The organism is Inquilinus sp. KBS0705 (genome assembly GCA_005938025.2).
Lineage (GTDB): Bacteria > Bacteroidota > Bacteroidia > Sphingobacteriales > Sphingobacteriaceae > Mucilaginibacter.
In genome coordinates, this window is sequence record VCCI02000007.1 from 18,112 (window position 1) to 38,669 (window position 20,558).

21 protein-coding genes and 2 pseudogenes are annotated in these 20,558 nt (G+C 45.0%); 7 read left to right on the forward strand and 16 right to left on the reverse strand.

The window, feature by feature from the left end:
- Positions 1 to 74: 74 nt before the first annotated feature.
- The 4 genes and pseudogenes from FFF34_019350 to FFF34_019365 all read right to left on the reverse strand — a co-directional run bounded on the left by FFF34_019350 (position 75) and on the right by FFF34_019365 (position 3,537).
- Positions 75 to 575 (reverse strand): annotated as a pseudogene (locus FFF34_019350) (cytochrome c).
- 92 nt (positions 576 to 667) lie between these two features.
- Positions 668 to 2,812: a xanthine dehydrogenase family protein molybdopterin-binding subunit gene (locus FFF34_019355; GenBank protein TSD62280.1), complete on the reverse strand. Its 2,145-nt coding sequence runs from the start codon at positions 2,810 to 2,812 to the stop codon at positions 668 to 670.
- Positions 2,809 to 3,279: a (2Fe-2S)-binding protein gene (locus FFF34_019360; GenBank protein TSD62281.1), complete on the reverse strand. Its 471-nt coding sequence runs from the start codon at positions 3,277 to 3,279 to the stop codon at positions 2,809 to 2,811. The genes FFF34_019355 and FFF34_019360 overlap by 4 nt, the downstream gene beginning before the upstream one ends.
- A gap of 117 nt (positions 3,280 to 3,396) precedes the next feature.
- A pseudogene (locus tag FFF34_019365) lies at positions 3,397 to 3,537 on the reverse strand (carboxymuconolactone decarboxylase family protein).
- A gap of 62 nt (positions 3,538 to 3,599) precedes the next feature.
- On the opposite strand from FFF34_019365, the gene FFF34_019370 reads away from it, so the two are divergent.
- Positions 3,600 to 3,794 (forward strand): hypothetical protein, encoded by a 195-nt coding sequence (locus tag FFF34_019370; GenBank protein ID TSD62282.1) that lies wholly within the window; start codon positions 3,600 to 3,602, stop codon positions 3,792 to 3,794.
- Positions 3,784 to 4,203, forward strand: a complete 420-nt coding sequence (locus tag FFF34_019375; GenBank protein ID TSD62283.1) for a DUF1810 family protein — start codon at positions 3,784 to 3,786, stop codon at positions 4,201 to 4,203. The genes FFF34_019370 and FFF34_019375 overlap by 11 nt, the downstream gene beginning before the upstream one ends.
- Positions 4,204 to 4,233: 30 nt before the next feature.
- Here the strand turns inward: FFF34_019375 and FFF34_019380 are convergent, their stop codons facing one another.
- Together FFF34_019380 and FFF34_019385 are read right to left on the reverse strand one after the other, a co-directional pair.
- Positions 4,234 to 4,815, reverse strand: a complete 582-nt coding sequence (locus tag FFF34_019380; GenBank protein TSD62284.1) for a TetR/AcrR family transcriptional regulator — start codon at positions 4,813 to 4,815, stop codon at positions 4,234 to 4,236.
- A 72-nt stretch (positions 4,816 to 4,887) separates the two neighbouring features.
- Positions 4,888 to 5,637 carry a glucose 1-dehydrogenase gene (locus tag FFF34_019385; GenBank protein ID TSD62285.1) on the reverse strand — a complete coding sequence of 250 codons (750 nt, stop codon included), beginning with the start codon at positions 5,635 to 5,637 and terminating at the stop codon, positions 4,888 to 4,890.
- Between the two features lie 150 nt (positions 5,638 to 5,787).
- Between FFF34_019385 and FFF34_019390 the strand changes: the two genes are divergently transcribed.
- Positions 5,788 to 6,945, forward strand: a complete 1,158-nt coding sequence (locus FFF34_019390; protein TSD62286.1) for a DUF1624 domain-containing protein — start codon at positions 5,788 to 5,790, stop codon at positions 6,943 to 6,945.
- Positions 6,946 to 7,018: 73 nt separating this feature from the next.
- On the opposite strand, the gene FFF34_019395 is transcribed toward FFF34_019390, so the two are convergent.
- Positions 7,019 to 8,215, reverse strand: a complete 1,197-nt coding sequence (locus tag FFF34_019395; GenBank protein TSD62287.1) for an acyloxyacyl hydrolase — start codon at positions 8,213 to 8,215, stop codon at positions 7,019 to 7,021.
- A 194-nt stretch (positions 8,216 to 8,409) separates the two neighbouring features.
- On the opposite strand from FFF34_019395, the gene FFF34_019400 reads away from it, so the two are divergent.
- On the forward strand, positions 8,410 to 8,757 hold the full coding sequence (locus FFF34_019400) for a phytase (GenBank protein TSD62300.1): 348 nt from the start codon (positions 8,410 to 8,412) through the stop codon (positions 8,755 to 8,757).
- 131 nt (positions 8,758 to 8,888) lie between these two features.
- Here FFF34_019400 and FFF34_019405 read toward each other — a convergent pair whose 3' ends face one another.
- The 4 genes from FFF34_019405 to FFF34_019420 all read right to left on the reverse strand — a co-directional run bounded on the left by FFF34_019405 (position 8,889) and on the right by FFF34_019420 (position 14,626).
- Complete coding sequence (locus tag FFF34_019405; protein TSD62288.1) at positions 8,889 to 10,589, reverse strand: sodium/solute symporter; 1,701 nt, start codon at positions 10,587 to 10,589, stop codon at positions 8,889 to 8,891.
- A gap of 84 nt (positions 10,590 to 10,673) precedes the next feature.
- On the reverse strand, positions 10,674 to 12,164 hold the full coding sequence (araA, locus tag FFF34_019410) for an L-arabinose isomerase (GenBank protein TSD62289.1): 1,491 nt from the start codon (positions 12,162 to 12,164) through the stop codon (positions 10,674 to 10,676).
- Between the two features lie 54 nt (positions 12,165 to 12,218).
- A complete protein-coding gene (locus FFF34_019415; GenBank protein TSD62290.1) occupies positions 12,219 to 12,917 on the reverse strand; it encodes an L-ribulose-5-phosphate 4-epimerase in 699 nt (232 codons plus the stop codon).
- Positions 12,918 to 12,919: 2 nt separating this feature from the next.
- Positions 12,920 to 14,626, reverse strand: a complete 1,707-nt coding sequence (locus FFF34_019420) for a ribulokinase (GenBank protein TSD62291.1) — start codon at positions 14,624 to 14,626, stop codon at positions 12,920 to 12,922.
- A 189-nt stretch (positions 14,627 to 14,815) separates the two neighbouring features.
- On the opposite strand from FFF34_019420, the gene FFF34_019425 reads away from it, so the two are divergent.
- The 3 genes from FFF34_019425 to selD all read left to right on the forward strand — a co-directional run bounded on the left by FFF34_019425 (position 14,816) and on the right by selD (position 17,384).
- Positions 14,816 to 15,208, forward strand: coding sequence for a hypothetical protein (locus tag FFF34_019425; GenBank protein TSD62292.1), 393 nt, complete (start codon positions 14,816 to 14,818; stop codon positions 15,206 to 15,208).
- Positions 15,209 to 15,293: 85 nt separating this feature from the next.
- Entirely contained in the window at positions 15,294 to 16,340 is a 1,047-nt protein-coding gene (gene mnmH, locus FFF34_019430; protein ID TSD62293.1) for a tRNA 2-selenouridine(34) synthase MnmH, read from the forward strand.
- Between the two features lie 3 nt (positions 16,341 to 16,343).
- A complete protein-coding gene (selD, locus tag FFF34_019435) occupies positions 16,344 to 17,384 on the forward strand; it encodes a selenide, water dikinase SelD (protein TSD62294.1) in 1,041 nt (346 codons plus the stop codon).
- A 7-nt stretch (positions 17,385 to 17,391) separates the two neighbouring features.
- Here the strand turns inward: selD and FFF34_019440 are convergent, their stop codons facing one another.
- The 5 genes from FFF34_019440 to FFF34_019460 all read right to left on the reverse strand — a co-directional run bounded on the left by FFF34_019440 (position 17,392) and on the right by FFF34_019460 (position 19,888).
- Positions 17,392 to 17,976: a TlpA family protein disulfide reductase gene (locus tag FFF34_019440; protein ID TSD62295.1), complete on the reverse strand. Its 585-nt coding sequence runs from the start codon at positions 17,974 to 17,976 to the stop codon at positions 17,392 to 17,394.
- Between the two features lie 4 nt (positions 17,977 to 17,980).
- Entirely contained in the window at positions 17,981 to 18,394 is a 414-nt protein-coding gene (locus FFF34_019445) for a YeeE/YedE family protein (protein TSD62296.1), read from the reverse strand.
- Positions 18,391 to 18,951: a YeeE/YedE family protein gene (locus FFF34_019450; protein TSD62297.1), complete on the reverse strand. Its 561-nt coding sequence runs from the start codon at positions 18,949 to 18,951 to the stop codon at positions 18,391 to 18,393. Before FFF34_019450 ends, FFF34_019445 begins: the two co-directional genes overlap by 4 nt.
- Before the next feature lie 377 nt (positions 18,952 to 19,328).
- A complete protein-coding gene (locus tag FFF34_019455) occupies positions 19,329 to 19,580 on the reverse strand; it encodes a hypothetical protein (protein ID TSD62298.1) in 252 nt (83 codons plus the stop codon).
- Between the two features lie 29 nt (positions 19,581 to 19,609).
- The gene (locus FFF34_019460) at positions 19,610 to 19,888 is read right to left on the reverse strand and encodes a DUF4468 domain-containing protein (protein TSD62299.1); all 279 of its coding nucleotides are present in this window, start codon (positions 19,886 to 19,888) and stop codon (positions 19,610 to 19,612) included.
- Positions 19,889 to 20,558 lie beyond the last annotated feature (670 nt).

A 20,558-nucleotide genomic window follows, 5' to 3' on the forward strand; every position in this document is an offset into this window, starting at 1 on the left:
GTGAAGCGGCTTTGTGCGTTTACGGTATTTTGCACCTGTTGCTGTAAAATCTTTATTTTTTTGCCCGGTAAAAACTATTTGGCCGGTGCATATGCGCCGGTGGTTAACCAGGTTATCCAGGCTTTTTTGAATGCCGCGTGACTCATTGGTGGTAACTTTCTCCCTTCGCCGGGGTTCCAGCCGGTAAGTACAAGGCCATCATCAGCATGGGCGATCAGCTGCTGCATGTTCTTATGCCCGTTTTGGTTAGGGTCAACTAGTTGTTTGGCTAGTTGGCGCGGCGTACGGCCCTGGAATACCATTTTCATATTTGCCGGCGGCAAATGCCAGTTTGGGTTACCCGGTGGCGTGTGTAGGCCCGGCGTGTTGGTAGCCTGGTGGCAATTAGCGCATTTCATGGCATAAAGGCCTTTGCCATCAACGCCCCTTTTTGGTGCCATGGTGTGCAAGTGGCTGTCATCTCCCTGAAGGGGGATATTTCCCGACGGGTGGCAATTCATACAGCGCGAACTCATCAAAACGGTGTAAACCTGTTTAAAGGCTTTTACAGATGTTACACTGTCTTTACGCATTACCAAACTTGCAGCATGCTTATTGTCGTCGGCTTTGAAAGATAACACAATTATGCAGGCAGTGAATGCCATTAAGCTTATAATGTTTAACTTTTTCATGCCTTTTGTATCAGTTTGTGGTTAACTATGGGTAAATTATAAATACGGGTGCCGGTAGCTGCAAAAATAGCGTTTGCTATGGCCGGCGCGGTTGGCGGCACGCCGCACTCGCCGGCACCACCCATCTTTTCGCTGCTCTGTACGATGTACACATTTATCTCGGGCGACTCGTTCATGCGTGCTATGCGATAATCGTAAAAGTTGCTTTGCTGTAGTTGCCCGTCTTTTATGGTCAACTCGCCATATAGTGCCATGGTCAGGCCAAAAATTACCCCGCTTTCCATTTGCGCCTTAACGCCGTCGGGGTTCACTGCCAGGCCGCAGTCAATTGCGCAATCTACTTTGTGCACCTTCACTAAGCCATTATTGATACTAACCTCGGCTATTACAGCCACGTAACTGCCAAACGACTCGTGGACAGCAACTCCCTTAAACCGGCCTGCCGGTAGTTTCTTTTTCCAGTTGGCTTTTTCGGCCGCCAGTTTTAGCGTGGCCAGGTGGCGTGGATGGTCCTTTAGTAGCTTTATGCGGTAGTCCACCGGGTCTTGGTTGGCAGCATACGCCAGTTCATCAACCATGGTTTCCATAACGTAGGCAGTATGGGTATTACCTACCGAGCGGAACCATAAGATGGGGACAACCTCTTCGGTTGTATGCAACCCCACATAATGATCGGGAACGGCATCAAGATAGGGAGACTCTTTAACACCTTCCACTGATGTATTGTCTATCTTTGGTGCAGGGCCAAATATTTTAGCTTCGCCCATTATAGATTGCCCGACAATGTTATGCAGCCAGGCTACCGGAAGCCCGTTATCTAACCCAACTTTTACGTTGTGGACAAAAAATGGCCTGTAATGGCCCGATCTCATATCATCTTCGCGTGTCCATACCATTTTGATGGGTTTGCCGGAAGCTTTAGCGATATGAACAGCTTCTGTTACAAAGTCGGATGTTGGTGCAGCGCGCCTGCCAAACCCACCACCCAAAAACGGAATGGTGATCTTCACCTGCTCGGGTTTAAAACCTAATATAGTGGCCGCGTTCTTTTGATCGATGCCCGGCATTTGGGTTCCTGTCCATATCTCGCATACATCATTATCTATTTTTACCGTACAATTCAACGGCTCCATAGGCGCGTGTGCAAGGTAGGAAAACACATACTCGCCCGATACCACCTTTGCCGACTTGCCCAAGGCTGTATCGGCATTGCCTTTTTTTTGTGCAGGCAAGCCTTTTGTTGCAGCCAGGGTTTTATACGCCTTTGTTTGGGTAGCTGTATTCAGCATTACGCCGGGGCCGTGGTCCCAGGTTATTTGTAAAGATTTGCGGCCCTGCTGCGCTGCCCAAAAGTTATCGGCAATAACGGCGATGCCGGTAGGTATCTGTACAACTTGTACAACGCCCGGTACCGCTTTAGCCTTCGATGCGTCAAACGATTTTACCTTACCGCCAAACACAGGCGCATGGGCAACAACGGCGCTTAAAAGGCCGGGGAATTGTATATCTATACCAAATTGTGCCTGCCCGTTAGTTTTAGCAAGCGAATCTCTACGTTTAGGGCTTTTACCAATATACTTCCAATCGGCAGGCGCTTTTAAAGGCACTTTTGCAGGAGCCGGAAGTTTCGCCGCCTCTGTTGCCAAGTCTCCATAGCTGAATTTCTGACTGCCGGCAGTTACGTAGCCTTTTTCCGTGCGGCAATCGGTTATGGCAATACCGGCACGTTGCGCTGCCGCTTGCGTAAGCAAAACCCTTGCAGTTGCGCCGGCATTGCGGTAACGGTCAAACTCAGACCAGGTAGAACTTGAGCCACCGGTTATCTGTATGCCGTAAACGTTGTGGTTATAGGCTTTAGCAGGCCCCCCGTGTTCTATTTTTATCTTATCCAGGTCGGCATCCAGTTCATCAGCCAGTAACATTGGCAGGGTTGTCCATATGCCCTGGCCCATTTCTACGTGGCTTAAATAAACAGTAATGCTGTTATCTGTTCCGATTTTTAAAAAAGCATTCGGGACAAAGGCACCCTCTGTAGCCCTGGCGGCAAGGGCAGCCATTTTATTTGCCTGAGGTATGGTAAAGGAAACCAGCAGGCCACCGCCCAGCAACGCCCCTGATTGTATAAAATTACGGCGATTCATGATTTAACCCCTTCCCGCTGCATCTTGGCAGCCTGATGTATGGCGCTCCGGATGCGCGTATAAGTGCCGCAGCGGCAAATGTTGCCTGACATGGCATCATCAATATCCTGATCTGTAGGATTGGGATTTTCCTTTAACAAAACGGCAGCAGACATAAGCTGGCCCGACTGGCAATAGCCGCATTGCGGTACATCCGCTTCTTGCCAGGCCAATTGTAATGGGTGGTCGCCATTAAGCGCCAGGCCTTCAATAGTGGTTATCTGTTGGCCCTCGGCCCGGCTCACTTTAGTTACACATGAGCGTACAGCTTCGCCGTTTAAATGCACCGTACATGCGCCGCATTGCGCTACGCCGCAACCAAATTTGGTACCTGTTAATCCAAGCAGGTCCCTGATGACCCAAAGCAAGGGCATATTCGGATCAGCAGCTACTTCACGGCGCTGCCCATTAACTGTTAAAGTGATCATAAGCCATTTTTTTAATTAAAGATACAGTGTTTAATTACCAAGTAGTTATACATTTCAAACCAAAAGTTATAAAATTCAAACAATTACCTCAATAAAAGGGCTTATGTTACCCATAGGCTATTTAAATACGCTGCTTTGGTAGCCTGCGTTTGCGCGTTGCGGCGCACGGTTCACATAAAACTGCCTGTCCAATGGGGCCGATGTGCCCAGCCCATCTACATAGCGGTTAAACATACAAAAGGCGGCGGCTATCAACAGTTATCGTCTTTTTGCAATCAAATCTCTTTTTCGCTTGTTATAAGGTACAAAGGAGGAAAGATATGCCATGGTATAACGGCGATTACCCGCCATCGTATAAAAATCAGCCCAAAAAAATAAGGGACAAAGCCACCGAGATAGCCAACGAAGTGTTAAAAACCACCGGGAATGAAGGCGAAGCGATTGCAACTGGGCTAAAGCAGGCACGGGCGCATTTTGCCAAGCTGGATGATAAAAAGGCAGTTGATGGCAAGTGACAGCACACTCTGGCGCTTCCTGACGGCGCAGGCACGGGATTATACCACAGCTTTGGCCGAAATTAAGCGCGGCCGCAAAAGCAGCCATTGGATGTGGTATATTTTTCCGCAGATAGGAGGGTTGGGCTATAGCGACATGGCGAAACGTTATGCTATTATCGGCCTGAGTGAAGCTGCTGATTACCTGGCGCATCCGGTGTTGGGCAAGCGCATCATCGAGATAAGTAACGCCCTGCTTAGTTTGCCGGGCAACAATGCCACAGCTATAATGGGCAGCCCCGATGACCTGAAGCTGCGATCGAGCATGACTCTTTTTTCGCTGGTGCCGGGTGCCGACACGGTGTTTGAAGAAGTGCTTAAAAAGTTTTTTAAAGGCGAGAAGGATAAGGCAACACTGGAGCTTATTTAGTTGGTTTTTAGACAGGCAGAGGGGACAATATTAATCTAAAATAGCTATTGTAAGCCTGATGATATCTTTAAAGATGGCCGTATCGTTAGTTGATTTAGCCGAAACACGCATACCCTTTACAGAATTAAAAATAAAGCGCGCCAGTGCGCGGGCATCTTGTTTGTTTTGTATATCGCCGCTTTGCTGCCCCTCTTTTATCACCCTGAAAAATGCCTCTTCCATTAGCTGGTCGTTGTGGCATACCACTGCGGCAACCTCGGGGTCGTGCGGGGCAACCTCTACCTCGGCGTTAACCATAAAGCAGCCTTTTTGTTGCTGGTCGCATATCAGGTCGCCGGTGGCCAGGTCCAATAGTTTGGCAACGGTATCTTTAGCAGGCAGGCCGCGCTCAATTATAGCCTCAATATTGGCTGTACCTGCTTGCTGATAGCTTTGCAGCGCTTTCATAAACAGGGTATGTTTATCGGTATAAGTATCGTAAAGGCTGGAGCGGCTTATGCCCAACCCGTCTACCAGTTCCTGCATCGAGGTGCCATTATATCCCTTATGCCAAAACAGCTGTATAGCCTTTGACAGCACTTCGTTCTCATCAAAATCTTTTGTACGTGCCATAAACGGTGAAAGCCTTGCTTGTTAAAGCAAAGCTATTCATTTTAAATCATTTTTTGTGTTTGGGGGCGGGTATTACCTTACGCCACCGCTTGCCAAAAGCAATTCGCCGGTTAACCAGCGCGAATCGTCTGAGGCTAAAAATACCGCCACTTCGGCAATATCATCCGGCTGACCTAAACGGCCTAATGGTGTGGTTTTTATCAGTTCGGCTGCAAAATCGCTGCCGATGAAGCCTGCAGTGTGTGTGCCTTCAGTTTCTACCATTCCGGGGTTAATAGAGTTTACGCGGATATTTTTGCCGCCTAACTCTTTAGCCAAAACGTGGGTAATACCATCTACCGCACTTTTAGTAGCGGTGTAAACAGCGCTACCGGCAGGTGTAATATTGCTAACTGCCGAACCAACGTTAATAATGCTGCCACCATTTGGGTTAAAGTTTTTTACAGCGCCTTTTGTGGCTAATAACAAACCAAGTACGTTGGTGTTAAACTGCGCATGGAAATCTTCGGCGGTAATTTCTTCAATAGCACCCCATTTGTATATACCTGCATTGTTTACCAATATATCAACCTGGCCAAATGTTTTAGCAGTTTCAGCAAACAGGCGGGTGATATCAGCCTCGCTGCTTACATTGCCTTGTATGGCTACCGCCTTGCCGCCATTAGCAACAATATCGGCAACAACCTGCTCGGCACCTTCTTTGGCAGAGGCATAATTTACTACTACACTTGCACCGGCTGCGGCCAGGTGTTTGGCTATGCCTGCTCCAATACCTTTTGAGGCACCTGTTACTACGGCTACTTTATTTTCTAACTTTTTCATGTTTTATCAATTTAATTTCTGTTATTTGGAATATTCGTTCCGCAAATGTAATATCAAATTGGAACAATCATTCCAATATTATTTATTATGAGTTGAGCATGACAAACGCGGCATTATGCGCGGTAATCAAATTATCCTATCTTTAGTTTGATGAAACAACGTATACAGTCGATAGACATGGTTCGCGGGCTCATAATGATAGTGATGACGCTTGACCATACCCGCGATTTTTTACACCTTGCAGGGCCGCCACCGCTGGATGTACAGCGCACAACCGTGATACTCTTTTTTACCCGCTGGATAACCCACTTTTGCGCGCCAACGTTTGTTTTTTTGAGTGGTGTATCGGCATGCCTGGCCGCGCAACGTCGCACACCCGGCCAAATGACTGCCTTTTTACTAACAAGGGGTGCCTGGCTAATACTTTCAGACCTGTTAATTATCAGCCTCATTTTTAGCTTTGATGTGCAATACCATTTCCCGGTGCTGGAAGTGCTATGGGCCACAGGTTTTGGTATGATAGTTTTAGCTTTGTTTATACGTTTGCCTAAATCATTTATAGCGGTAATAGCCATTTTGATCATCGCGGGGCATAACCTGTTAGATAATGCTAACCTGCCTAAAGATGGCATTGCCGGTAACCTTGCCACTATATTACTAAATGGCGTTGGTGCATTGATACCAGTAGGAACTAACCGGTTTATTTTTGCCATATATGCTGCCATCCCATGGACGGGCGCACTGTTGCTGGGCTATGTTTTTGGGGGGCTTTATACAACGGGATACGACGCGCAAAAACGGCGCAAAGTGTTACGACTAACAGGATGCGCATTTATCTCCCTGTTTATAATATTAAGGCTTATCAATCACTACGGCGACCCGTCGCATTGGGCCGTTCAACGCAATGCAGCACATACGCTACTATCATTTATTAATGCCAGCAAGCAAACGCCATCCCTGTTGTTTATGCTGATGACGCTTGGCCCCATACTATTATTACTATCGTATACCGAGGGTATCAGCAACCGGGTTACACGCTTTTGTGTGGTATATGGTAATGTACCCTACTTTTATTTTATAAGCCATTTGGCCCTGCTGCGCGTTATAAACGTTACAGGTGTTGTGTTGGCAGGTATACCATTAAATTTTAAGGAGTCTTCGCCGGTTTGGGCGGCTCCAGGTTTCGGCATTCCCCTTTGGGCGGTTTACTTGAGTTGGATGGGTGTTATAGCGCTAATGTATCTTCCTTGCCGCTGGTATGGCCGTTATAAACTAACGCATAGCCAGTGGTGGTTATCATATATATAACAATTGGGAGTATATATCGGTGGATTAAATCAAGAAATTTCTGTAAGTCGAAAAGTACTGCAAACGGCTAATATCAAATATTCATATTAAGCCCAATGCCTCCAAAATTGCGCATATATGATTTTGCTTCTAACGCTATTTTTGGGGTTAAAAAATATCTGAATGCAAATGTTGTATAAAAATCGCGGCCGTATAAAAACTTGTTGCCTCCTTGTATATAAACATACTTTTCATATTTGCCTAAAAAGTAACCGTAGTTTGCTGATACAACAAACCGGCCTAAGCACAGATCAAGGCCTGCGTTTACCCCAACATTGAAGTGGCTGTTGATAGGGGTATAATCGCCCTGGAAAGTTTTTATAAAAGCAGTTGTATCGGTTGTTGTTGATCCTAACGGCGATAATTTAGAAGAATAAACCAGATCGGTACCTACTTTAACCCCTAACACATCATTTAAATAATGATTATATGATACGGCAATAGCCCCTTTAGGTATCGCGTTGGTCTCTTTCCTGTACGAATTATCTAACTGAAGATTCACGTCTTTTAGCTGATAAAACCCGGTAGTGATTTGCCCGGTGTATCCGGCTATCATTTCTATTGATAAGGCGTTTTTGTTTAAAGTGAATTTTGGGGTGCTTTCATTGGCATACCCTACATTTTTTACAACACCTATAAATGTTTCTATCCTGTCTAAACCTATGTTAGGTAGCTTTATGTTTGAATTGGAAACATGCGACATTCCAGCTCCAATTTTAAGGCTGGTATTCTCGGTAAGTGGCAGGGCTAACTTTATATTTGCATTGCCTACTAAGTTTAAATGGTGCCCAAGCATTTGGTTTACGCCATGGGTGTTAGTATAATCTTTTGTGGAATATATTAAACCCCCGCCCGGCGAAAAGTAGAGTTTAAAGCCGTTTATATTTACTAATTTAATATCAACTGATGCGGCCATTGCCATATCATATCCAAAATATCCTTTGTTGCTAAATTTAGGGTTATAAGCAGCCATGCGGTCGCCGGCTGTTATATTACTCAGGTCGTATATAGTAGCATCTATATTTATATTTTCAACATTCAGCATATTGGTCCATGCCGATTGGTTATTTATCGTATTGATGCTGTAGCTAACCCCATAGCCCGTGTACGTGCCCTTTGTATTAAGTATTTTAGAGCCTGATATGTAATTTACGCCAATAGTATTTTGACCCTGGGCATACAAGCCAAATGATACAAGTAACAATAACAGAAATAGGGGTACTGCTTTCATAACTATTATTATTTAGGTTGAACAATATTAATTACCGCCTTATGGCTAATTAAATAGGATAGCTTTTAATTGGTACTCCATTGTTACGCATTTAAAATCAAAAAGGTTCAATTATTATTTTATATTATTTATTGATGAGCCCGCAGCTTACGACTTGTTATTTAACATTGGCTTAATATTAACAAGCTAATTTTATATGTAATAAACAGTTATCTATTTTTGGAACACAGGGCTTTGCCGCCGACCACGAAGGCATATCTATATACAAATTATCAGATACTACCGGCTATATTTTAGTATCCGACCAGGGAGCAAATCGTTTCAGGATATTTAACCGTGAAACTACCGGGGAAAAACCTTGTGAGCATAAACTACTAAAAGTAGTTAATGTAGCAGCCAGGCAAAGCGATGGATCTGATGTGGTATCGGTACCATTAAATGCAATATTTAAACACGGGCTATTTGTAGCCATGAGCGATGATAAAACTTTCCACTACTATCGTTGGGAAGACATTGCCGGAAAAGAGCTGGGGGTGAAATAGTGATTTATTCTGATTACTCTGGCAAAGCCGCTTTACGAAAGTAAGCGGCTTTTGCTTTGTTTAATAAATTAAAAGCTGTTGGGCACCCGCCCAACAGCTTTTTACTAATGTATAAGATAAAACTTTTTAGCCTACCAGAATTTCACATACAGCGCAGTTAAAAGCAGCAATGTTACTACAATTAGTGCAAGGGTTGTTTTATCAACCTTAAACATACTGCTGTCAAGCTCGAATGCCTTAGGATTTACTTTTGGCCCGGTAAAGCTAATGGCTACCATTACAATAATGGTAAACATAAACGATAGCCCCATACAAATCAAGAAGGGGATCTCATAGCCACCTTTGCCGTTAGGGAAAGCGGTGTATAAGAATGTTTCGTTACCGAAAAGCTGCGGTGCATAGTTGTTAAACAGTACCGACATGGCAAAACCGGTAAGTATACCCGCTATAGCTGCTGCGCCGGTAGTACGTTTCCAAAAGAAACCTAAAATAAATATGGCAAATATACCCGGACTAATAAACCCGGTATATTTTTGGATAAAGGTAAAGCCACCTTCGCCGCCTATGCCTAAAAGGTCTTTCCAGGTTAGGATGATCGAAAAAATAAGCGCGGCAACAATTGTAAACTTACCTACTACAACCATCTTCTTTTCGCTGGCATCTTTAACCATGTGCTTTTTGTAGATATCGAGCGTGAAAATGGTAGATATGCTATTTGCCTTACCGGCGAGCGAAGCTACTATTGCAGCCGTAAGCGCGGCAACCGAAAGCCCCTTTAACCCGGTAGGTAAAAACCCAAGTATAGCCGAATAAGCGTTGTCTGAATTAAAATGCCCGCCTGAAGACATCTCCTGTTGTAAGCCACCGTTTTTGTATAAAACATAAGCCGCAATACCCGGTAATACCACTATTATAGGCATAGCCAGTTTCATTAAACCGGCAAACAGAATGCCTGTGCGCGCGGTTTTTAAATCGGCACCCAGGGCCCTTTGGGTAATGTATTGGTTGCAACCCCAATAATTAAGGTTTACTATCCACTGCCCGGCAAAGTACATAGCTATACCCGGCAGTGCCAGGTATTTATTTATTTCGCTTTGCGGCGCACCCGGCTTGGGTTTGGCCATTATCATTTTAAAATGCTCGGGTGCATCTTTTAGCATAGCGTTTAAACCGGCCATGGCATCTTTGCCAAAACCAAATTTTTCGCTCACAAGGGTAAGGGCTATGTAGGTGGTTGCAAGGCCGCCTATCACTAGCACCAATACCTGTATTACATCGGTAAAGCCAATTACCTTCATACCGCCAAGGGTAATAAACAAGGCAAATACAGCTAATGCTATAATTATCTCGTGCAGGTAACCGCCACCGGCAAGGCTGTTAATAGCCAAAGCACCCAGGTATAGTATTGATGTAAGGTTTACAAACACATATAAAAACAGCCAAAATATGGCCATTACAAAGCTCACGGTTTCGTTGTAGCGCGTGTGCAAAAACTGCGGCATTGTAAAGATGTTATTTTTTAGATACACCGGTACAAACCAAACAGCCACTATAATTAGTGCTATTGCCGCCACCCACTCGTAAGCGGCTACGGCCAAACCTACGGCAAAACCCTGCCCGCTTGTGCCAATAAATTGCTCGGCAGATATGTTTGACGCGATAAGCGATGCCCCGATGGCCCACCAGGTAAGCGAGCCCTGCGCTAAAAAGAAATCTTTACTGTCTGATACGCCTTTTGTTTTTTTACTTCGGTAAACCCAATAACCATATCCCGATACTACAACAAAGTAGATGAAGAAGATGATGTAGTCTATGTGTGTAAACTTGTTCATAATTTGATTTGATTAATAAGGTTAATGGTTATTGATAAACAAGCAGCCCATCCCATCGCGGCTGCTTGTTTTAGTATAGTTTGGTTATCGGTAAGCTACTTCGTTCCAGCGCAATTCATTTCTAAACTGCTCTATAGTGGTGTTTTTGCCAATGCGTAAAAATTCAATACCGGCCATGTCTGCAAAGTCCTGCAGGTGTTCGGCAGTTAAATTTTGGCTGTAGGCGGTATGGTGTGCGCCGCCTGCATATATCCATGCTGCGCAACCTATTTTCATATCGGGCAATGGCTTCCAAAGCACACGGGCAACAGGCAAATTAGGCAGGTCGTTTTGTGGCTCAACAGCCTCTACCTCGTTTATCAGCAGGCGAAAACGGTTACCCATATCTATTAGCGATGCGTTAAGCGCGTTACCACCGGCTACGTTAAAAACCAAACGGGCAGGGTCGGCTTTGCCGCCAATGCCCAGCGGGTGTACTTCAAGTGATGCCTTGCCGTTGGCTAACGATGCATCAATCTCCAGCATGTGCGATCCTAAAACCAGCTCGTTATTCGGGTCAAAGTGGTAGGTGTAATCTTCCATAAAGGCGTTGCCGCCTGCAAGGCCGCTGCCCATTACTTTAAATGCGCGCACCAGCGCGGTAGTTTTCCAATCGCCTTCGCCTGCAAAGCCATAGCCATCGGCCATTAAACGCTGGGCAGCTATGCCGGGCAGCTGTACCATGCCATGCAGGTCTTCAAACGTATCTGTAAAACCTTTAAAGCCGCCATCTTCTAAAAACTTACGCAAGCCAAGCTCGATCTTAGCCGCCTCGTAAACGGATGAATATTTATCTCCACCTTTTTTTAGCGAGGCATCCATGTTGTACTCGGCTTCATATTTGGTGGTTAGGGCGTTAACTTCTGCCTCGCTTATGCTGTTTATTATGGCAACAAGGTCGCCAATACCGTAGCTGTTTACAGCAAAACCAAACTTGGTTTCGGCCTCTACTTTATCACCATCTGTAACGGCTACAAAGCGCATGTTATCGCCAAAACGGGCAAACTTAGCGCCCTGCCAATCGTGCCAGCCGGCAGCAGCGCGGGTCCAGCTATCAATCTGACCCAATACTTCGGTATCTTGCCAATGACCAACCACCACCTTGCGGTTTTTGCGCAGGCGCGATACCATAAACCCAAACTCCCTATCACCGTGCGCGCTTTGGTTCAGGTTCATAAAATCCATATCTATCGAGCTCCACGGAATATCGCGGTTGTATTGGGTATGCAGGTGTAGCATTGGCTTTTGCAGAATGTTTAAGCCGCGTATCCACATTTTTGCCGGCGAAAAAGTATGCATCCAGGTAATAATGCCTATGCAGTTTGGCGCTAAGTTGGCTTCCTGCAAAGTGGTGTATATTTCTTCGGTGCTTTTTACTACCGGTTTGTATACCACACGTACCGGAATTTGCCCGGCCTGGTTTAAACCATCGGCAATGTGTTTAGAGTGCTCGGCAACCTGCCTTAAAGTTTCTTCGCCATACAAGTTTTGGCTCCCGGTGATGAACCAAACTTCAAATGTTTTTAGATCGATCATTGTATATTTTTAATAATTGAGTGCTTTTTGGTTATATATTTTATGCTGCTAAGCTTACTGGCCATAATAAGAGTCGGGGCCATGCTTGCGTTCAAAATGTTTTTTTATCAGCGCGTCTTTAAGGCGCGGGGCATTGGGGTTTATTTGCTCGGTTAAGTAAGCCATGTGCGCTACGGTTTCTAAAACGGCGCTGTTATAAACCGCTTTATCTGCTGTTTTACCCCAGGTAAATGGCGCATGGTTGCCCACCAGTACCATCTCTACTTCTTCGTAGCTAAGGCCTAATTCTTTAAAATGATCTATGATCTGGAAACCCGTTTGGTATTCGTAATCACCCTGTATCATTGCATCGCTCATGGGCGGCGCGCATGGTACATCGGTAGTCAAATGGTCGGCGTGTGTGGTGCCAAAAATAGGAATACAGCGTTGCGATTGTGCCCAGGCCGTAGCAAAGGTAGAGTGGGTGTGTACTATGCCGCCTATATTTGGCCACTGCTTGTACAAAACCGCATGCGTTTGAGTGTCCGACGATGGTCTGTGGTTGCCTTCAATGGTTTGTCCATCAAAGTTTACGATCACCATTTTATCTGGCGAAAGTTCATCATAGGGTACACCGCTTGGTTTAATGGCAAATACACCCAGATCCCTGTCGGCGGCGCTTACGTTGCCAAAGGTAAAAAGCACCAGGCCCAGTTTAGGCAGTTGCATATTGGCCTCAAAAGCAATTTGCTTTATATGTTGATATTGGCTCATAACTAAGCGTTTTGAAGTTGCTTGTTTAAATTGGCATTGGTTTGCCCGGCAATATAGCCGCCCAGCTTTATATATTGCTGATAACGTTTTTGGTAAACGGCTTGCAATTGCGCATTAGGCTCGTAGCTTACATCAAAACCGCCGCCCATTGCCTGCATAGCCGCTTCTACGTTGGGGTGTATACCCGCTACAACTGCTGCAAACATAGCCGCGCCTAAAGCGCAGGTGTGTTTAAATTGATGTATGCGGATAGGCATGCCTAAAACATCGGCCATCATTTGCATAATATACGGCGATTTTTTTGCCACACCGCCTATACCGATAATGCCTTTAACCGGTATGCCCTCGCTTATAAAACGATCGACAATACTTTTTGCGCCAAAGCAGGTAGCCTCGGCCAGGGCACGGAAAACACGCGGGGCATCGCTGCCTAAATTTAAACCATTTATTACACCTTTTAATGCCTGGTCGGCATCCGGGGTGCGGCGGCCATTAAACCAATCGATCGCCAGTTCGCTTTGTTCATCAACGGGCAATAATGCCGCTTGCCTGCTTAGTTCGGGTATAATTAACTCTGATAGTTCTTCCTTTAGCGCTTCGGCGGTTGCTTTATCAATAGCGGTTGCCTGCGATAGCAGGTTATTTACCGGCCACGATATTAAATTTTTAAACCAGGCGTAAGTATCGCCAAAGGCCGATTGCCCGGCCTCTAAACCAGCCATACCCGGTATAACCGAACCATTTACCTGCCCGCAAATACCTTTAACCAGCTTGCCTTCTACATCTTTATTAGGGGCCACCAAAATATCGCAGGTTGATGTACCCATTACCTTGCTCAAGTAATAAGGCTCTATTTGCCCGCCTACGGCGCCCATATGGGCATCAAAGGCACCTGTGCCTACAACAACATCGGTACTAAGCCCTAACCTTTCGGCCCATTCGGTGCTTAAATTACCTGCTGCCTGGTCGGCGGTATAGGTATCGGTATAAAGTTTTTGGGTTATGCCCGTTAAAATAGGGTCAAGCGAACTAAAAAATTCATCGGGCGGTAAGCCGTCAAATTCTTCGGCCCAAAGGGCCTTGTGCCCGGCAGAGCAACGGCCACGTTTAATATCTTTAGCATTATTGCCGCCGGTTAGTAAAAACGGTATCCAGTCGCAATGCTCAACCCACGAGTGCAGGGCATCGTTAACTTCGCTATCTACCCTTACTGTATGCAATAGCTTGGCCCAAAACCACTCTGACGAATATATACCCCCTACATATTTAAGGTAGTTGGTGTCAAATTTAGTAGCGTGTTCGTTTATTTCTGCGGCTTCTTTTATGGCGGTGTGGTCTTTCCATAAAACAAACATGGCATTGGGGTTGGTTTTAAACTGCGGCAGTAAAGCCAGTGGGGTGCCTGTTTGGTCTACCGCTACGGGGGTAGATCCTGTGGTATCAACCGATATCCCTTTAATGGCTTTCGCAATAGCGGGCCCGCCTGCGCTGGCTATACAATCTTTTATGGTGTTTTCAAGTCCCTCAATATAATCGAGCGGGTGCTGCCTGAACTGGTTTTTTGATGGGTCGCAATACAGGCCATCGCGCCAGCGTGGATAATTAAATACCGACGAGGCAATCTCCTGGCCGTTAAGCGCATTAACAATTACCGAGCGAACGGAATCGGACCCATAGTCTATCCCGATCACAAACTGATCCTTACTCATACTTAGTTTATAATTGAGCGTCAAAATAACACTTATTTTTTTAACTGTTTATTTAACAATTAATATTTTTTTATTTTTTCTTTAAAATCAAGTGGTCATCGACGTAACTATTTGCAGATGTACTCGTAAAAGGAGTATTTCTACAAAAGAATACATCTATTTTTTACCTAATTAATCTAACTATTAACTATGAACACCGTTGTAATTTTATCTATTGCCTTAATTGTTCTTTTGACCATTTCTGTCCTGGCTTCGATGAAACACGAAAGTAGTATCAGCATCCCACAAGTAGAATTTACCGAGCTTGATTACCTGTACTCGTATCGTAACGCCTTAATAAAAGTATTACAGATAGAATCGGAATTGGATAGTGTAAGGTTTTCTTTAGATTATTACACCAATGGCCGCGATACTTTTTTTAGCCCCATAGAAACGCTGCATATAAAGCAACAAATTAAACAAAACATAAAAGAGCTTACTAACAGTTACGAGCAGGGCGCCCTGTCGTTAATTGAGTTTCATTACAGTCTTGATCATATGCTTAGGCAATTAGATGCCTTAATATTCAGGCCGGCAGCATAACTAATACAAGGCAAAGGCTTTTACCATAAAATACATTCGTTTATCAGCTTAGCAATACTTAAATAGTACTGTATATTTGTGATGAATGGTTAAGCCAATTACGATCCAAAATTTTTTAAAGTTAGACGGAAACATCCCTTTAACAGATGTGCGCACATCTGCCGAATTTGCGCAGGGGCATATTCCGGGCGCATTCAACATTCCGTTATTTACCAACGAAGAAAGGGTTAAAGTAGGCACTACCTACAAACAGGTAGGCCGCGAAGAAGCTATTTTATTAGGCTTTGATCTTACCGGCCCCAAATGGTCGGGTTTTATTAAGCAAGCCCTTGAAATTGCACCCGGTAAAAAAATTGGGGTACACTGCTGGCGGGGTGGTATGCGTAGCGGGGCTATGGCCTGGGCGCTTGACCTGTATGGCTTTGAAGTTTATTTGATACAGGGTGGGTACAAAACCTACCGCCGCTGGGTTCAACAGCTGTTTGGGCATACTTATCCGCTATGTATATTAGGGGGGATGACAGGCTCGGGCAAAACGCGCATATTACATCAGCTTAAGGTAATGGGCGAACAGGTAATAGACCTGGAGGACCTTGCACAACACCAGGGTTCATCATACGGTACCATGAACAAAATGGTGCAGCCAACACAAGAGCAGTTTGAAAACGACCTTGGATATCACCTCAGCAAACTAAACACCGCGCAACGCACATGGGTAGAGGACGAAAGCCTTACCATAGGTAAACGATCTATCCCCAATGCTTTTTGGCACCAAATGCGCGATGCCGTATTGATTGATATAAAGGTTGATGTACAGCAACGCATCGCATCATTAGCCCTTGAATATGGTGCTTTAGACAAAGATTTTTTAGTAGAATGTACCGAGCGTATACGCAAACGCCTGGGCCCCGAACAAACCAAACACGCGGTAGCGGCGATAAAGGAAAACCGCATGCCCGACTTTATAAAAATTGTATTGGTTTATTACGACAAAACTTACCGCGCCGGCTTAAGTAAGCGCGATGCGGGTAAAGTATTTCCGCTGGATATTTCCGGCGAAGATGTAGTAGCTATGGCCAACCAAATTTTAAATTTTACCCATAACCTTCCAGTAAACGAAACAGTAGCCTGATTGATGGAAAACACAACAGTTAAACTAACCCAATACTCGCATGGCGCGGGCTGTGGCTGTAAAATAAGCCCTGCCATATTAGATAAAATATTACACAGCCCCGTAGTCCAGCTGCCCGATGCAAGGCTATTGGTAGGCAACGATAAACGCGACGATGCCGCGGTGCTGGATATGGGTAACGGCACGGCGCTGATATCAACCACCGACTTTTTTATGCCTATAGTTGACGACGCTTACGATTTTGGGCGCATTGCATCGGCCAATGCTATAAGCGATGTATATGCCATGGGCGGTAAGCCCTTGCTGGCCATAGCCATATTGGGTTGGCCAATTGATAAGCTACCCCCCGAAGTTGCGCAAAAGGTGTTAGAGGGCTCGCGGGCGGTTTGTGCCGAGGCGGGTATCACTTTAGCGGGCGGGCATAGTATTGATTGCCCCGAGCCGGTATTTGGATTGGCCGTAAATGGTATAGTAAATATCCCCCGGCTTAAACAAAACTCAACCGCTACGGCTGGTTGCAGGCTATATTTAACAAAGGCATTGGGTGTAGGTATACTATCCACCGCGCAAAAACGTGGTATATTAAAGCCCGAAGATGCTGCCATAGCCTTAAAAAGCATGACGACCTTAAATAAATTAGGCGAGCTGTTTGGGCAGATAGACCACATAACGGCCATGACCGATGTAACCGGCTTTGGCCTGCTTGGCCATCTGAGCGAAATGTGCGACGGCAGCGGACTAGCCGCTGTTATTGAATTTGATAAAGTGCCGGTGATAAATTCCCTGCCTTATTACCTGGCTCAAAAGTGTTTCCCCGGGGGTACGCAACGCAACTGGAATAGCTACGGGCATAAAATAGGGCCTGTAACGGATGAACAGCGCTACATACTGGCCGACCCGCAAACCAGTGGCGGTTTGTTAGTTGCAGTACAACAGGATGGCTGCCCCCAGTTTGAACAATTAATGCAGCAGCAGGGGCACAGCTTTACATCATTCGGCTGGTTAAAGCCGCAGGATGGCGGGCCGCTCATCAGCCTAGTGTAGCGCGGGTTTATTGGCTAAGCTCGGTTAAATAGGCGATGAATTTTTTGTTAGTATAATCTGCCGCGCCTTCGTGCTTTAAAACCACCTGGCCATTTTTGTTGATGATAACCGTTGTGGGGATAGATTGCCCTATAAAGCCATCGGGAATATCACTTGCCATATTATACACAGGCAGCGCATACCCATTCTTTTGCATAAATGTCACCGATTTGCCGAAATCGCCGTCAACATCTACAGGTATAATAAGCACATTGGGGTTGTTTTTAAACTGCAGGTATAATTGGTTTATAGATGGCATTTCGGCAATGCAGGGCGGGCACCAGGTAGCCCAAAAGTTTAGGATGATCACTTTGCCCTTTTGTTCGCCGGTGTTTAAGGTTTTGCCATTGGGCAAGGTAAACAGCAGTTCGGGCGCTTGCATTACCTGGTTATTCGCGGTGGTGCTATTTGCCGCAGGTGGCTGAAAAAGGCCCACCTTCATCAAACCCTCAATTAAAAATGCTTTGCTTTTGGGGCTAACTAACAGGGTTACTACAAATAGCACCAGCAAGGCTGTGCTGATGTTAGACCAATTGATGTATTTTTTATTCATGCTATTAATGCGGCAATTTAGCTTTTAATAAGCCATAAAGGTAAGTGCCCAGTAATGCGCCTGCTACTACAATTGCCATGCTTAAATAACCATAGCCAATATTTACAAACATAGGGCCGGGGCATGCGCCTGTTAAGGCCCAGCCTAAGCCAAAAATAGTACCGCCGATGATATACTTCGGCCAGCTTTTATCCTTATTGTGGAATAGGATAGGCTCACCCGAAAAATCTTTGATGTCGAATTTTTTAATCAGGAATACGGCAATTGTGCCCAACACAACCGCTGTACCTATAATGCCATACATATGAAACGACTGGAAGCGAAACATCTCTTGTATGCGATACCACGATACCGCCTCGGACTTGGTCATGACGATGCCGAAAATAATACCTGCGACGATGAATTTTATACCCTTCATATCGCTAATAGTAAAGGGAGTAAAAAGTGGGTCATGATGAGGCCGCCGGCAAAAAAGCCGATAACCGCTATCAGCGAAGGTAATTGCAGGTTTGATAAACCGCTTATGGCATGCCCCGAAGTGCAGCCACCTGCGTACCTGGTACCGAAACCTACCAGCAAGCCCCCGCCCAGCAAAAGCAATATGTTTTTTAAAGTCACCGACTGTATACTAAAAAGCTGCGAGGGGTTTAATTGCCCGTCGAAATGGATGCCGATAGCGGCAAGGTCCTTAATGGTAGCGGTAGATAGCTGCAAGGGTATATCGCTTTTTAGCACAGTAGCCGATATTAACCCGCCTAATACCGAACCAACTAAAAACAACAGGTTCCATTTTTGAGCCTGCCAGTTAAAATCAAAAAATTTAACGTGCTTACCTGCCCCGGCCATACTGCAAATAGTACGCAGGTTTGACGAAAACCCAAACGATTTACCAAAGTAAAGCAACAACACCATAATACCGGCTATTGCCGCACCCGATGTATACCAGGGCCAGGGTTGGCTAAGTAAATTAAGCATGCGTGTAATTTACAAGCAAAACTGCAATTTTTATAGGAGTATACGGGTGGTTAATTTATAGGGGAATTGTAAAATAGTAAAATGTGATGTTTCTTGTCCTATCACTCGCCGCCATACAACGATTATCTAATGCGACATATTGACTAATAAACTATGTCTTTGCGAGGCCCATGCAAGGGGTTGAGCGATGGCGGGCCGTGGCAATCTCGTCGCGTTTGGTTTTTTTTTCGTTGCCTTCAGCCCGTGGTTCTGCCCGTTTTGCAGGTCAAGTCCCCGGGCGGCAAAGAAGCCTTTTTGCTGAATGAATTTTTGCTTCTTTTGTTTCAGATAGCTGATGCTGCTATAAATACTTAAAAATATTTTTCATTTTGTTTTTATTAGAAATTATCCGGTTTTGCTACCATTGCTTTATTTAATGATTCAATAGCACTCAAAACGGCTTTATTAACTGAAATTATCATCTTTTTTGATTGCCCTTTACTAAATGCGTTATCGGGCTTTTTACCTAACAAATTGTTTATAAAACCCTCAAGAACATAATCTTGGTTTGTATATGCATTTGGTTGAGGAGTTACCATTAAATCATAAAATTTATATCGATACTTGCCGTCTCTACAATCAATTTGCATTGTTAACTTATTTTGATAAGTAAAAGTGATTAACTGCTTCCAATAAATAGTATAATTCCTTTACCTATAATTCTGCCGGATTCTTTATCTTCATTTTGAATTACATCTTTAGAGCTATTAAAATAGTCTACAAACCATTGTTTTGCATTTTTAAAAAGGTCTTTTTGTAATGCGCCTGGGGTTTCAACAATGCCCTCATAAACGACACTTTCATCTTTAATCGGGATATTTAAACCCAATGTATCTTTTTGAGCCTTAGCTTCAAAGCATATTATTATTAAAGCTATAAAAATGCTAGCCTTTTTCATTTTCGGTTTTGGTTTAGAGTATCAAATATATAAATTTCAGTTATTAAGCAGTTTTATTGGTTTATTTAATAAATCATGTACAAACAGCTGGCCTGCTAAATGTTTTGGTCCAACAGTTATATAGTCTCCTTTCAAGACAAAAGAAGTAGCCTTCCCGCAGCAATGAGCGGGCCTTGTATGTTTGAAGTAAACAGTTCGTTAAACGCGAGGAGATTGCCGCGTCGCTATCGCTCCTCGCAAAGACATGGTTTATTAGGTGTGGTTTGTCACTTGTCCTATCAGGAGATTGCTTCATTCTTCGCAATGACGGGCGGAGAGATATGGCGGCGAGCATGGCGGCGAGTGGTTCGACTGGCTCACCATGACGGAGTTTATAACTTAACGATTAAACCCCTCCCTGCCCTCCCAAGGGAGGGAATTGGATGCATGGCGATTAACACACCCCTAACCCCTCTCGAGAGGGGAACTTGCTTTCGTAGCTCCGGGTCAGCAAAGCAGCTTCGGGCGGAAGCGGGCAGAACAATGGTGGCCCCGTGCGTGGCAAGGGCATAGGAAATTTTGCTGAAGTGCAGGCCGTGAGCGAACGACAGTAGGGCAAAAGATTCCAGCCCGTGGTTATGCCCGCTTTGCAGGGCAATGGCCCCGTGCGGCAAAGAAGCCTTTTTGCTGA